At 72.4% G+C, this 13,002-nt stretch carries 13 protein-coding genes; 12 read left to right on the top strand and 1 reads right to left on the bottom strand.

Annotated features, from left to right (window positions below):
* Positions 1–55 precede the first annotated feature (55 nt).
* From ACIQF6_RS24035 to ACIQF6_RS23985, 11 genes are all read left to right on the top strand, one after another.
* Positions 56–754, top strand: coding sequence for an HAD family hydrolase (locus ACIQF6_RS24035; RefSeq protein WP_400898266.1), 699 nt, complete (start codon positions 56–58; stop codon positions 752–754).
* 32 nt (positions 755–786) lie between these two features.
* Positions 787–1,242: a hypothetical protein gene (locus ACIQF6_RS24030; RefSeq protein ID WP_400898264.1), complete on the top strand. Its 456-nt coding sequence runs from the start codon at positions 787–789 to the stop codon at positions 1,240–1,242.
* A gap of 89 nt (positions 1,243–1,331) precedes the next feature.
* On the top strand, positions 1,332–1,763 hold the full coding sequence (locus ACIQF6_RS24025) for a cupin domain-containing protein (protein ID WP_400898262.1): 432 nt from the start codon (positions 1,332–1,334) through the stop codon (positions 1,761–1,763).
* 1 nt (position 1,764) lies between these two features.
* Positions 1,765–3,117, top strand: coding sequence for an aminotransferase class III-fold pyridoxal phosphate-dependent enzyme (locus ACIQF6_RS24020; protein ID WP_400898260.1), 1,353 nt, complete (start codon positions 1,765–1,767; stop codon positions 3,115–3,117).
* 50 nt (positions 3,118–3,167) lie between these two features.
* Complete coding sequence (locus ACIQF6_RS24015) at positions 3,168–4,511, top strand: acetyl-CoA carboxylase biotin carboxylase subunit family protein (protein WP_400898258.1); 1,344 nt, start codon at positions 3,168–3,170, stop codon at positions 4,509–4,511.
* Between the two features lie 60 nt (positions 4,512–4,571).
* Positions 4,572–5,684: an Ldh family oxidoreductase gene (locus ACIQF6_RS24010; RefSeq protein WP_400898256.1), complete on the top strand. Its 1,113-nt coding sequence runs from the start codon at positions 4,572–4,574 to the stop codon at positions 5,682–5,684.
* A gap of 41 nt (positions 5,685–5,725) precedes the next feature.
* Positions 5,726–6,121: a VOC family protein gene (locus ACIQF6_RS24005; protein ID WP_400898254.1), complete on the top strand. Its 396-nt coding sequence runs from the start codon at positions 5,726–5,728 to the stop codon at positions 6,119–6,121.
* A 159-nt stretch (positions 6,122–6,280) separates the two neighbouring features.
* The gene (lhgO, locus tag ACIQF6_RS24000) at positions 6,281–7,525 is read left to right on the top strand and encodes an L-2-hydroxyglutarate oxidase (RefSeq protein WP_400898252.1); all 1,245 of its coding nucleotides are present in this window, start codon (positions 6,281–6,283) and stop codon (positions 7,523–7,525) included.
* Between the two features lie 117 nt (positions 7,526–7,642).
* Entirely contained in the window at positions 7,643–8,836 is a 1,194-nt protein-coding gene (locus ACIQF6_RS23995) for an Nramp family divalent metal transporter (RefSeq protein ID WP_400898251.1), read from the top strand.
* Positions 8,837–8,971: 135 nt separating this feature from the next.
* Complete coding sequence (locus tag ACIQF6_RS23990; protein WP_400898248.1) at positions 8,972–10,222, top strand: MFS transporter; 1,251 nt, start codon at positions 8,972–8,974, stop codon at positions 10,220–10,222.
* Positions 10,223–10,442: 220 nt separating this feature from the next.
* Positions 10,443–11,177, top strand: coding sequence for a hypothetical protein (locus ACIQF6_RS23985; RefSeq protein ID WP_400898246.1), 735 nt, complete (start codon positions 10,443–10,445; stop codon positions 11,175–11,177).
* Between the two features lie 61 nt (positions 11,178–11,238).
* Here the strand turns inward: ACIQF6_RS23985 and ACIQF6_RS23980 are convergent, their stop codons facing one another.
* Positions 11,239–12,018: a FadR/GntR family transcriptional regulator gene (locus ACIQF6_RS23980; RefSeq protein WP_400898244.1), complete on the bottom strand. Its 780-nt coding sequence runs from the start codon at positions 12,016–12,018 to the stop codon at positions 11,239–11,241.
* Between the two features lie 111 nt (positions 12,019–12,129).
* Here ACIQF6_RS23980 and ACIQF6_RS23975 point away from each other — a divergent pair, with 111 nt between their 5' ends.
* Positions 12,130–12,993, top strand: a complete 864-nt coding sequence (locus ACIQF6_RS23975) for a proline iminopeptidase-family hydrolase (RefSeq protein WP_400898362.1) — start codon at positions 12,130–12,132, stop codon at positions 12,991–12,993.
* The last annotated feature ends 9 nt before the right edge of the window (positions 12,994–13,002 follow it).

The following is a 13,002-nucleotide window of genomic DNA, read 5'->3' as shown; positions in this document are numbered from 1 at the left end:
CCGGCCGCACGACCGTCGGTCGGGCCGCTGCCACGGTCCGGCCTCAGCAGAAGGGATGAGGACAATTCACGCGTTCCAAGGGGTCTGCTTCGACCTGTTCTCGACGCTGGTCCACCGGAAGCCGGGAAATCCGTTCTTCCGCAACGTCGCCAACGATCTCGGCCTGGATCTCGAAGCCTGGAAGAAGGCCTACGACGATCTGCACGACGAGACCATGGCGGGAATCGTCCCCGGCATCGTGGAGCGCATCTCGCTGGCCGCCAAGGCCACCGGCGTGCAGTGCTCCCAGGAGGCGACCCGCGCCGCCGTCACCCGGCACTTCCCCGGCATGGCGGCGAGCTTCGAGACCGATCCGCAGGCCGTGCCGCTGCTGAAACACCTGCGCGGGCAGGGCGTGGCCCTGGCGCTGGTGTCGAACGCCTCCGACCACGCCGAATGGATCTTCGACCGGCTGGGCCTGCGGGAGCACTTCGACGTCGTCGTCTTCTCCCACCAGGTCAAGGTCCTCAAGCCGCAGCCGGAGATCTACCGGCACGCCACCGATCAGCTCGGGGTCTCGGGCCAGGACTGCGCCTTCGTCGGCGACGGCCAGCACCACGAGCTGGCGGGGGCCCGCGGCGTCGGCATGGCGACCGTCCTCCTCGACCGGCGCCTGAGGCACACCGAGCAGGCCCGGACCGAGGCGGACATCGTCCTCGACGACCTGGCCGGCGTGCCGAACGCCCTCGACGCACTGAGTGGTTCACGCCTGTAGTTCCGGACCCGACTGGAGAGAGAAGGATCGTCATGACCGAGAACCAGCTCCGCCTCATCACAGGCTGCCGCGTCACCGACTCGTCCGGCTGCCACCGGTACGACTTCTGGAACGAGCAGTTCCTCTTCGACGGGAGCTCGCACACCGGCTGGGGCTCGCAGAGCCGCAACGCCTCCCAGCCCGAGCACCTCGACATCGACCTCGGAGGCGTGCACGCGCCGCTGCGGATCCGCCTCCAGCGCCGCCCCGTCCCGGTGATCAAGACCGGCTTCCCGGTCTCGATCCGGGTCGTCGCCCACCCCGAGGAGGGCGGCGAGAAGACGGTCCTCGTCGCGGAGAACATCGACGTCGAGGCCGGCGAGTGGTTCGAGGCCGACCTCGAACCGGTGGCGACCCGGCGCATCCGGGTGGTGACCGGCGGCGTCGCCATCCGCCCCAGCGGCAAGTACTTCACCCAGATCATGCAGATGCAGTTCCTCGAGGCATGACCGGAGGAGCTCTTCCGAATCCCCCCTCGGAAGAGCTCCTCCCGCACCGCAACCACATCGGGAAGTCCCACTGCGAGAAAGGGAAGTCAATGGTTCTTCGTGCTGTTGCCGTACCGACGGAGCCCGTATTCGACGCGGTGCCGCGCAAGCTGGGCCTGTGGGCGAGCGCACACCTGCAGGCGTCCGCCTGGCGGCTGAGCCCCGGTCAGGACATCTCCGCGCGCATGCACCCCCAGGCCGACGGCATGTTCCTGATCGTCCAGGGCCGCGGGGAGTTCCAGGTCTTCGACGGGCAGGAGCCCGAGGCGGCGGGCGCCTACGTGCCGTCCGCGCACTACCCGCTGGACGCGCCGCCGAAGCGGCCGCTGCCCGAGCCGAGCCGCTCGCCGGTCGAGGCGGGCATGGTGTGCATGGCGCCGGCCGGCCTGTTCTACGGGCTGGTCAACACCGGCGAGGAGCAGCTGGTGGCCGTCGCGGTGACCGCCTCGGACACCAGCGGCACCGCCTGGACGGTCCGCTGACATGACGCGCATCGACGAAGGTCCGACCCTCACCGTTCGCGCCGACGACGCCCTCCCCCCGCTGGAGGACGACGCCTGGGTGATCGACACGCTTCGGCGTCACGAGCCGGCGACCATGCACACCCAGCACCCGGTGGTGTGGGAACGCGCCAGCGGCAGCCGCGTCTTCAACCAGGAGGGCCGCTCGTGGCTCGACTGGACCAGTGGGATCCTCACGGCGAACGCCGGGCACGCGCGCCCCGAGGTCGTCGACGCGATCACCGAGCAGGTCGGGCGGGGCCTGCTCCACGCGTACATGTTCCCGACCCGGGTACGGGCCCGGACGGTCCGCGCGCTGTCGGAGCTCTCCGGATTCCCGCAGTCGGTGCTGTACACCACCGGCGCCGAGGCGGTCGAAGGCGCGCTGAAGATCGCCAGCCGCTACGCGATGGCGCGCCGCGCCGAACGGGCGCGGGGCGGCCGCCGGTCCGTCGTCGTCACCTTCGACGGCTCCTTCCACGGCCGGACCCTGGGGGCCCAGCTGTCCGGGGGGCTGCCGGCGCAGCGCGACTGGGCGCCGGAGCTGGACGAGGCGTTCGTGCACGTCCCCTTCCCGGCCCGCGGCGAGACGTGGAGCACGGAGGTGATCGAGGCCGCGGTGCGCAAGGTCGGGGCGCAGCCCGAGGACGTGATCTGCGTGATGGGCGAGATCTACCAGGGATCCACCCTGCTCCAGATCGCTCCGGAGGCCGCCCGGGCGCTTCGCGCATGGTGCACCCGGTACGACGCCCTCCTGATCTTCGACGAGATCCAGTCGGGTTTCGGCCGTACGGGGGCGCTCTTCGCCCATGAGCACGTCGGTGTCCGTCCCGATCTCCTGCTGGTGGCCAAGGGGCTGTCCGGCTCGCTGCCGATCTCGGCGGTGCTCATCGGCGACGAGCGCTTCGCCGCGGACGTGCGCCCGGGAGAGCTGACCAGCACGCACAGCGGCAATCCGGTCTCGCTCGCGGCCGCCGAGGCCAACCTGGCCCTCTACGCGGACGGGCGGATCGTGACCGAGGCCGCCCGGCGCGGCCGGCAGCTCGCCGACGGGTTGGCCGACTGGGCGGCCCGGCTGCCCAGTCGGCGCCGGGTCGTCGGGGCGATGGGCCTGGTCGCCGGTGTCGCCTGCACCGCCGAGGACGGGACGCTCGATCCCGCGACGTCCAAGCGGCTGGCCGCCGCGTGCATCGAGCGCGGCCTGCTCGTGTGCGTCCCGTCCACGCTCGGCGGCGCCATGCTCAAGATCATGCCGCCGGTCACCACCTCGGAGGACGAACTCGCCGAGGCGCTGGCGCTGTTCAACGCGGCGGCCGACGCCGTCCAGCTCGGCTGACGCCGCATCACCTGTCAGCGATCACACAACGAGAGGTACGTGTATTTTCCGTGGGTGCAGTCGCACAACCGGCGTTCATCATCTTCAGCGACCTGTCCAAGATCGGCCCTTCGCTGATCGAACTGCGCAGGCGCGGTCTGGCGGTCCTGGCCGTCTCCCAGAAGCAGGGTTCGGTCATGGTGCAGAAGGGCATCGAGCTCCTCGGCACACCCGGTCACCCGTTCGCCGATCTCGCCGAGGTCAGTCTGCGTGACGCCACCGACATCAGCGGCATCGCCGACCAGGCGTCACGTTGGGCCCAGCAGTACGACGTGCAGGGCGTTCTCGTCAACGCCGAGGTCTACGTGGACGCCGGGCAGGTGGTCGCCGACATGCTCGGCCTGCCGAACCCCGGCTGGCGGGCCTCGACGGTGTGCCGCAACAAGCTCCTTCAGCGCCGCTACCTGCGCCGGTGGAGCCCCGTCTCGGTGCTGGTCACCGTCCCCGCGGACGGTGTGGAGGGGCGGTCGCAGGCGGAGAAACTGGCCGCGGAGTACCCGGGTCCGTTCCCGGCGGCGATCAAACCGCTCGACCGCGAGTCCAGCATCGGGGTGCGGGTCGTCGAGGACGCCCCGGCGCTGGCCGACGCCGTCGCCGGCCAGCAGCCCGGTAGCCGCCTGCTGGTCGAAGAACGCGTCCAGGGACGCGAGTTCAACGTCGACACGCTGGTCGGCGACGGGAAGCCGATCGTCACTCTGCTCACGCAGAAGGGCACCAACGAGGACTCGACCGAGTTCTTCGTCGAGCTGGTGCACACGACGCCGCCCGCCAACCTGGACGAGCACGAGACCGCGCTGATCACCGCGGCCCAGCTGGGCGTGGTGGAGCGCCTCGGGTTCGAGAACGGCTACGCGCACGCGGAGTACCGCATCACCGACGACGGGCGCGTGGTCCTGATGGAGATCGCGGCGCGGGCCCCGGGCGACGGGTGCCTGCACCTGTACCACCTGTCGACCGGCAGGCCCATCGAGCCGGTGCTCATCGACATCGCCCTGGGCCGGCCGGCCGAGTACCCGGCCGTGTTCCGGCGCCGCGGCCGGCAGGTCTACTTCGAGCACACGCCCGGGGTCCTGCGCGACGTCAGGGCGGAGGGCCTCGACGGGATCACCCCCCGGTGGCTGGCCGACACCACGGGAATCTGGCCGGAGCTGGCCGCCGTCGACGCGGACGCCCCGGCCACGGTGCACGAGCTGTTCGTGATCAAGCCGCGCGGTTTCGTGCTGGAACGGCTCACCGAGTCCTCGAACCGGGCGGTCACGGCCATCTTCGACGTACCGATCGACGGCGACATCGACGCCGAGGAGGCGCGGGTCCGCCGGGCCGTCACCGTCGAGTCCGAACCTGTGGACGGCTGAGGTGTTCGCCGCGCCGCGGCCCGGCGGCCGGATTCCGCCGGGCCGGACAGGAGGTGCACCGTGACGGGCGCCGACGGCGACCAGGGGTGGCGGCTCGTCGACGCCGCCGAGCTGACGAGGTTCACCGTCGACGCGCTGCGGGCGGCGGGCGCCTCGCTCGACGAGGCGACCGTGACCGCGGAGGTGCTCGTCGCCGCCGACCTGGGCGGCGTCGAGAGCCACGGGCTGGCCCGCCTGCGCCGCTACGTCGAGGGGCTGCGCAGCGGTGCCATCAACCCGCACGGGCTGCCGGAGATCGTGTCCGACCGGGGCAGCGTGGCCGTCCTGGACGCGCGGAACGGCCTGGGGCAGCCGGCCCTGCGCACCGCCGTCGACCTGGCCGTCACCCGTGCGCGCCGGTTCGGCAGCTCGGCGGTGATGGTCCGGCGCTCCAACCACATGGGCATCGCCGGCTGGTTCGCCGAACGGGCGGCCCGCGCGGGGATGTTCGCCATGGTTTCCACCAACGCGGTTCCCCAGGTGGCGCCGATGGGCACCAACGAGCCCATGTTCGGCACCAACCCGTTCTGCTACGCCGTGCCCGCGGGCGAGGGCGTCCTGTGCTTCGACGGCGCCACCAGCACGGTCTCCCGCGGCAAGCTGGAGCAGTTGGACCGCCTCGGTGAGCCGATGCTGCCCGGCTGGGCGCTGGGCCCGGACGGCTCGGCCACCACCGACATCCCCGCCACCGTGGAGGGCCTGATCCACCGGAAGGGCTTCGCGCTGCTGCCGCTCGGCGGCGGCGACAAGGACCACGGCGGGCACAAGGGCTCGGCGCTGTCCCTGTTCATCGAGCTGCTGTGCGGGCCGCTGGCCGGCGCCCAGTGGAGCCGGCACACCTACCGGAACGGCGAGGGCGGGCTCGGCCACTTCGTGTTCTGCCTCGACCTGGAGGCCCTCGGCGACCCCGGGTCCATCCGCGCCGGGGTCGAACAGCTGGCCCACGAAGTCCGGGGCGCCGACCCGGTCGACGCCGGCACACCGGTCCGCGTCCCCGGCGACCGGCGCGGCCTGCTCACCGCGACCCGCCGCGCCCGGGGCGTCCCGGTCCTGGAGTCCGTCCTCGCCGACCTCGGCGACATCGCCCGGTTCGTCGGTGTCACGCCCGTCCGCGCCCGGCGCGCGGACATGTGACCTCACCACAGCACGACCATTCGCCCACAGGAGGCTTTCGCGTGAAGTACGAGCGGCTCGACCACACCGTCCTGACCGTCAACGACATCGACGCCACAGTCGACTTCTACAGCCGTGTCCTCGGCATGGAGGTCATCACCTTCAGCATGCTCGTCAACGACCGCAAAGCCCTGCGGTTCGGCGACACCAAGATCAACCTGCATGAGGTCGGCAAGGAGATCGCCCCGCACGCCGCCAATCCCGGACCGGGCACCGAGCACCTGTGCTTCATCGTGTCGGACCCCATCGAGGAGGTCGTCGCGCACCTGGAGGCCCGGGGCGCGGTGATCGAGTCCGGCCCCGTGGAGCGGGTGGGCGTGCTGGGGCCGCTCAACAGCGTCTACGTCCGCGACCCGGACGGCAACCTGCTGGAGCTCTCCAACCACGTGGAGCGCTGACCCGCCGTCGGGCAGCGGTGGTGGCCGTCCCGCCGCGGGACGGCCACCACCGCGCGGGAGGCCGACGGGAGCACCTCGGCGTCCGGCGGCCCGGCACGCCCGCGACGAGCACGGACGACATCCCCGCCCCCAAGCCCGAGACAGAGCCGGAACCCGACCATGGACTCATCCACGCCCGTCACCGCCGAGACCCGTGCCCCCGCACCCGGCCTGCACCGTGCGCGAACGCACACGGTGGTCGTCGGAGGCGGAATCATCGGCCTGGCCGTCGCACGCGAACTGCTCGCCCGCGGATCCCGCGTCACCCTCTGCGAGAAGGAGGACCGCTGGGCCGCCCATCAGACCGGCCGCAACTCCCAGGTCGCGCACGCCGGCGTCTACTACCGCCCCGGGTCGGCGAAGGCGCGGCTGGCCGTCGCCGGCAACCGGTCCATCGTGGCCTACGCCCGGGACCACGGTGTCGCCGTCGACGTCTGCGGCAAACTCGTCGTGGCCACGGCGCCCGAGCAGCTGCCGGGTCTGCTCGAACTCGCCGAGCGGGCCCGCACGAACGGTGTCCCGGCCCGCTTGATGGGCCCGGCGGAGGCCCGCGAGCACGAACCGCACGTGGCCTGCCTGCGGGCGCTGCACATCGGCTCCACGGCGTCGGTCGACTTCCCCGGGATCTGCGAGCACCTCGTGCGCGAACTCGCCGCGGCCGGAGCCGATCTGCGCCTGGGCTCCCCGGTGCTGGACATCCGCCGGCACGGCGACGCCGTCGAGGTCGCGACGCCCGCCGGGGTGATCCGCGCCGACCGGCTGGTGAACTGCGCCGGCCTGCACGCGGACCGGATCGCCCGCCTGGCCGGGCTGCGGCCCCCGGCGCGGATCGTCCCGTTCCGCGGGGAGTACTACGAACTGCGGCCCCAGGCCAGGCACTTGGTGCGGTCACTGGTCTACCCGGTGCCGGATCCGACCCTGCCGTTCCTCGGCGTGCACCTGACCCGCATGCTCGACGGCACCGTCCACGCGGGCCCCAACGCCGTTCTGGCGCTGGCCCGCGAGGGCTACCGGCGGCGGGACGTCCGGATCCGGGACGTGGCCGACATCGCCCTGTACCCGGGGCTCTGGCGGCTGGCCCGGCGCTACCCGCGCACCGCGGTGGACGAGGTCGCCCGGTCGCTGTCCAGGCGGCGGTTCGCAGCCGGCCTGGCGCGCCTGGTGCCCGCGCTGGGAGCCGAGGACATCGTGCCCGCGGGCTCGGGAGTGCGCGCACAGGCCCTGCGCCCGGACGGCACCCTCGTCGACGACTTCCTGTACGTCCGGGCCCGCGGCCAGGTGCACGTGCTCAACGCTCCCTCACCGGGCGCCACCGCCGCGCTGGAGATCGCCCGGCAGATCGCCGGCGAGGCGCTCGAAAACTGACGACGCGGAGGCCGGCGGCGGCACCGCTCCCCCGGCTTCCACCACTTCTACCGAGGTGAACCACCTGTGACGGCGACCATCGCCCCTCCCCGTCGGCCGGCCCTTCGACGGACGCGGATGTACGGGCCGGCGTTCGTGGCGGCCATCGCCTACGTGGATCCGGGGAACTTCGCCACCAACTCCGCGGCGGGCTCCCGGTTCGGCTACCTGCTGCTGTGGGTCGTCGTCGCGGCCAACCTGATGGCCATCCCCGTGCAGATGCTGTCCGCCAAACTCGGCCTGGCCACCGGGCTCGACCTTCCCCGCCTGTGCCGCCGCCGATTCTCCCGGCCGGTGGTGCTCCTGCTGTGGCTCCAGGCCGAAGCGGTCGCCGTCGCCACCGACCTCGCCGAGGTGGTGGGCGGCGCGATCGCCCTCAATCTGCTGTTCGGGCTGCCCCTGCCGATCGGCGGGCTGGTCACCGGCGTCGTCGCCTTCGCGCTGCTGGGTCTCGAGTCGCGCGGCCACAACCGGTTCGAGATCGTGACGGCCGGTCTGCTCGCCGTGATCATCGCGGGATTCCTGGTGGACGCCGCACTGGCCGGTGTCGACCTGAAGGGGATCGCCGGCGGCGCCGTGCCCGCGTTCTCCGGCTCGCAGAGCGGGCTGCTGGCCGCAGGGATCCTCGGCGCGACCGTGATGCCGCACGTCATCTACCTGCACTCCAGTCTGACCGGCGCGCGCACCGGCGCCCCGGGCGAGGGCCTGCCGGTGCCCGGACGCCTGCGGCTGCTGCGGGCGATGCGGCGCGACGTGCTCGTGGGCCTGGGCCTGGCCGGTGTCGCCAATGCCGCGATGCTCGTCGTCGCGGCCCGGCTCTTCCACTCGTCGAACCGTCCGGTGCAGAGCATCGAGGACGTGCACGCCGGCCTGGCCGACATGCTCGGCCCGGGTGCGGCGCTCGCCTTCGCCATCGCACTGCTCGCCTCCGGTCTCGCGTCCTCCTCCGTCGGCACCTACGCCGGCCAGGTGATCATGTCGGGCTTCCTCGGCCGCTCCGTGCCGCTCGCCGCACGCCGTGCGATCACGCTGCTGCCGAGCCTGGTGGTCCTGTTCGCCGGCCTGGACGCCACCGCGGCCCTGGTGTGGTCGCAGGCCGTGCTCTCCTTCGGCATCCCGTTCGCCCTCGTGCCGCTGGTCGTGCTGACCCGCGACCGGAGGGTCATGGGCCCGCTGGCGAACCGGCCGTCGACCACGGCGGCGGCCCTCGTCGTCACGGTGCTGGTGATCGGCCTGAACGCCTGGCTCATCGGCTGGACGCTGTTCGGCTGAGCCGCGGACGCACGGCTTCCCGCCCGTTTCCGCCATTTCCCTGCAACCTGCTCGCACCTGCTTGTAATGTGCAGCAAGCCTCAATGCCCCCTACACCCAGACCCCCTACACCCTGCCCAGGACGCGGAGCACGCCATGCCCCACCTGCTACCCGCCACCGGACCACAACGAGTCATCGCCGCTTCGAACTTCGTCTACACCGTCGGCAGCGGCCTCTACCTCACCGCGGGCGTGCTCTACTTCACCGAAGCCGTCCACCTCCCGGCGGCCCAGGTCGGCCTCGGACTCGGCATCGCCGGAGCCGCCGCCCTCGCCGCCGGCATCGCGGTGGGCCACCTCGCCGACCGGCTCGGGGCACGCGGCGTGTACGTCACGACGCTCGTCGTCCAGGCCCTCGCCACGACCGGATTCCTGTTCACCCACAGCTTCTGGCCGTTCGTCGCCACGGTCTGCGCGGCCATCGGCGCGAAAGGCGCCGGTCTGGCCGCCCGCAGCCCGCTCATCCGCCACCACGGCGGCGAACGGCCGCAGGAGTTCCGCGCCTACCTGCGCGCCGTGACCAACATCGGCATCTCCCTCGGAGCAGTCCTCGCGGGCTGGACCGTCCAGGTCGGCACCGCGGACGCGTACCGGCTCATGGTCACGGGCAACGCGGTGGCGTTCGCCGCATCCGCCGCCGTCATGCTCGCCCTGCGGCCGATCGAGCCCGAACCGCACACCGACGGCCCCCGCTGGATCGCCCTCCGGGACCGCCCCTACCTCCTGCTCACCGCGCTCGACGGCATCATGGCCATCCAGTTCAGAGTGCTCACCGTCGCCGTGCCGCTGTGGCTGGTCTCCAGGACCACCGCCCCCCACTGGCTCATCTCCGGCACGATGCTCCTCAACACCACCCTCGTCGTCCTCTGCCAGATCCGGGCCGGCCGCAGCATCGACACCCCCACCGCCGGCGCCACCGCCTACCGCCGCGCCGGCGCCGCCTTCCTCCTCGCCTGCGCCCTCGTCCCGCTGTCCGCCGGCGTGCCGACCTGGGCCGCCGCCGCACTCGTCCTCACCGCCGTCGCCGTCCACACCATCGGCGAACTGTGGCACTCCGCCGCAGGCTTCGAGATCTCCTTCGCCCTCGCCCCCACCCACGCCACCGGCCAGTACCTCGGCGTCTTCGGCCTCGGCGCCGGGCTCTCCGAAGCCGTCGGCCCCACCCTGCTCATCTCCCTCTGCATCACCTGGGGACGCCCCGGCTGGTACGTCGTCGGCGCGCTCTTCGCCCTCACCGGCCTGACCGCGCCCCTCGCCGTCCGCTGGGCCGAACGCCACCGTCCGCACACCGCCCGGCCGCACCTCGCCGACACCCCCGCCCCCGCCGGCACGCCCAGCCCCACCTGACCTCGAACACGCCGGCAGACCGACCGGACGCCGCCAGCCGTTCCACCCGGGCGCGCCCGCAGTTGTTCTGACGCTTCGTCAGCAGAGGTTCGGTCAATTCCGGGCGGCGGTCCGGAATCGACCTTTGCCTCCTCTTGACGGGGACCTGCGGCATCCATCAGGGTGTGGTCCACTCCCTCGCACCGCCGCCCTCCCGCACTCCCCACACCGGAGCCACGGCATGCGTGCACCCACCCGTTCCACCCGCTCCGCCGGTCGCCGCCGCGACCGCGCCCCGCTCACCGGCCCGGCCGGCGCCATCGTGCTCGCCGCCACTGCGGCGTTCGGCCTGATCGGCTCCGGCACTGCCGGGGCGACCGGCTACGAGGTCGTCCAGGACGGCGCCTTCCGCGGCCCGCTGGCCGACAGCTGGACCTGCGACGGCCAGGTCGCCGGGCTCGCCGGGGGCGGCGTCGAGGGCCGCCCCGGCAGCCACGACTTCGCCGGCTGCACCCAGCTGGTCTCGGTCCGCCCGTACGGCACGTACGAGTTGACCGCGACCGTCTCCGGCTCGTTCGCCTTCGTCGGCGTATCCGGCGGCGAGGACACCGAGGCCGTCTACCGCTGGGCCGACGGCCCCGACCGGACCCGGCTCCACGCCACCGTAAAGATCGGCGCCAAGACCCAGATCCTCACCGTGTACTTCCACGGCTGGTACGGGCAGGGCCCCTACCAGGTCCAGCAGATCTCGCTGTTCGGCAGCACCACCGGCGTCCCCGCCTGCCCGGACATGACCGGCGCGCCGCCCAGCCCGCCGCGCTCCAGCCCGCCGGTGCCGACCCGCTCCACCGACGGCCCGGCCCCCGCCTCCACCCCGGCGGCCCCGGCCTCGCCCGCCCCGGCCGCGCTGGTGCCGAGCCCCAGCGCCACCTGGACCGGCCAGAACTGCCTGCCGCCGCCGACCGCCGTGCCGTGACCCGACGGGCCGACATCTGACTGACCGTCAGCACCCCGGCGGGCGGACGGACTTCCTTCCGCTACGCCGTACGGGCCCGGTCCGCATCGGTTCGGATCTGGACGTGGACTGCTTCGATGTGCTCGATGTTGATGCGCGCGTGCAGGCGTCCGATCTCGTGGGCCGCGGCGACGTCCCGCGCGAGGATGGCTTCGACGAGGCGTTCGTGGTCGCGGAGGGCGCGGCGCTCCATGTCCTGCCAGGTCGCCTCCGTGCCCCAGGGGTGCAGCGGGGCGCGGACGTGGATGCGCCGTTCCAGCGCCAGCAGGGAGTCGCGCAGCGCCGGGCTCCGAGCCGCGCGCGCGATCGTCTCGTGCAGGAGTTCGTCCGCGGCCTGGGCTTCGGGCCCCGAGCCCGCCGCCCGGAATTCTTCGAGGCGGAGCAGGAGCGCCTGCCGATCGGATCCGGTGTGGCGCTGCGCCGCCGCCGCCGCGACGGCGCCGTGCATCCAGCTCTCCGCCTCGTACTGGTCGAGGAGCTGTGCGCGGGCGGCCTCCAGGACCTGGGCGATCTCGGGCTCCGCACGGACGGCGTCCGACCCGATGACGAAGGTGCCGCCGTTGCGTCCGCGGCGCTTCTGCAGGAGCCCGAGATCCACGAGTCGGGCGATGGCGGCGCGCACTGTCACCCGCCCCACCCCCAGCGCTGCGGCGAGCTCCCGTTCCGGTGAGAGCTGCACCCCAGGCAGGTACTCGCCGATCGCGATCGCGACGATCAGGCGGTCCCCGATCCGATCACTCAGCGTCTGCGTCCGGGCACCCCGCGGGAACGGTTCGGTATGGGTCTCTTCAGGTTCCGACACCCCTCCATCATCCGGCAAGGATCTTGCCCAACTAAAGGTTCCGCCATGGAACCTTTTATGAGATGGTGAGCCACCACAGTCAAAGGAGGCGAGGTGTCGACATCTCCACATATGCGGCGTGAGGTGGACGTTCGGACGGGTTTCGTCCCGACCCCGCAAGGGCGTCTCTCCTACCGCGCGCATGTCCCGGACGGCGCTGCCGGACTCCCGTTGCTGGTGCTGCACGGAGGGCCGGGAATGCCCGGCGAGTATCTGTCCCTGCTGTTCGAACTCGCCGACGAACGCCCCGTGATCCTCTTCGACCAGCTCGGCTGCGGAGAATCCGACCGGCCGGCCGATCCGGCCGATCTCACCCTCGAGGTCTTCACCGCACACGTGGACCTTGTCCGCGAGCACCTCGGCCACGACCGGGTCCATCTCTTCGGGCACTCCTGGGGCGGGCTGCTCGCCCTGTCCTGCTATTCCGCCCACCCCGAACGGGTCGCGTCCCTGGTCCTCGCGAGCCCCCTGGTCAGCGTCGACCGGTGGTGCGAGGACGCCCGGCGGCTGATCGACGAACTACCGGCGCCGTTTCCGCACGCGATCGCCGTCGGGCCCAGCGAGCCGTACTACGCCGACGCGGAGCAGGAGTTCTATCGCCGGCACTTCTGCGCCCTGGAGCCGTGGCCGGGTCCACTGCGGGAGTCGATGGACCGACTGGCCACCGACGTGTACGAGAGCATGTGGGGGCCGAACGAGTTCAGCCAGACCGGAACCCTCGGCGGAGCCGATCTCTCCGGGACGGCCGCCGCCGTGGACGTCCCCACGCTCTGGATCACCGGCTCGGACGACGAGGCGCGCCCCGACACGCTCCGCGAGTTCGCCGGAGCCAACCCGCGCAGTGAGTTCGCCGTCCTGCCGGGCACCCACAACGTTCATCTCGAACAGTCCGCCGCATATCTCGCCGCGCTCCGCGGCTTCCTCGATGAGCACTGAACCCGAAAG

The organism is Kitasatospora sp. NPDC092948 (assembly GCF_044754805.1).
Lineage (GTDB): Bacteria > Actinomycetota > Actinomycetes > Streptomycetales > Streptomycetaceae > Kitasatospora.
The sequence above is the reverse complement of the archived record's forward strand: the minus strand, read 5'-3'. Positions and strand labels throughout refer to the sequence as shown.

What these genes read in the sequence shown, in the direction of transcription:
- lhgO (WP_400898252.1), top strand. Translation starts at nt 6,281, where the DNA reads ATGGACTCATCCACGCCCGTCACCGCCGAGACCCGTGCCCCCGCACCC.
- ACIQF6_RS24035 (WP_400898266.1), top strand. Translation starts at nt 56, where the DNA reads ATGAGGACAATTCACGCGTTCCAAGGGGTCTGCTTCGACCTGTTCTCG.
- ACIQF6_RS23990 (WP_400898248.1), top strand. Translation starts at nt 8,972, where the DNA reads ATGCCCCACCTGCTACCCGCCACCGGACCACAACGAGTCATCGCCGCT.
- ACIQF6_RS23975 (WP_400898362.1), top strand. Translation starts at nt 12,130, where the DNA reads ATGCGGCGTGAGGTGGACGTTCGGACGGGTTTCGTCCCGACCCCGCAA.
- ACIQF6_RS24020 (WP_400898260.1), top strand. Translation starts at nt 1,765, where the DNA reads ATGACGCGCATCGACGAAGGTCCGACCCTCACCGTTCGCGCCGACGAC.
- ACIQF6_RS23995 (WP_400898251.1), top strand. Translation starts at nt 7,643, where the DNA reads ATGTACGGGCCGGCGTTCGTGGCGGCCATCGCCTACGTGGATCCGGGG.
- ACIQF6_RS24030 (WP_400898264.1), top strand. Translation starts at nt 787, where the DNA reads ATGACCGAGAACCAGCTCCGCCTCATCACAGGCTGCCGCGTCACCGAC.
- ACIQF6_RS23985 (WP_400898246.1), top strand. Translation starts at nt 10,443, where the DNA reads ATGCGTGCACCCACCCGTTCCACCCGCTCCGCCGGTCGCCGCCGCGAC.
- ACIQF6_RS24025 (WP_400898262.1), top strand. Translation starts at nt 1,332, where the DNA reads ATGGTTCTTCGTGCTGTTGCCGTACCGACGGAGCCCGTATTCGACGCG.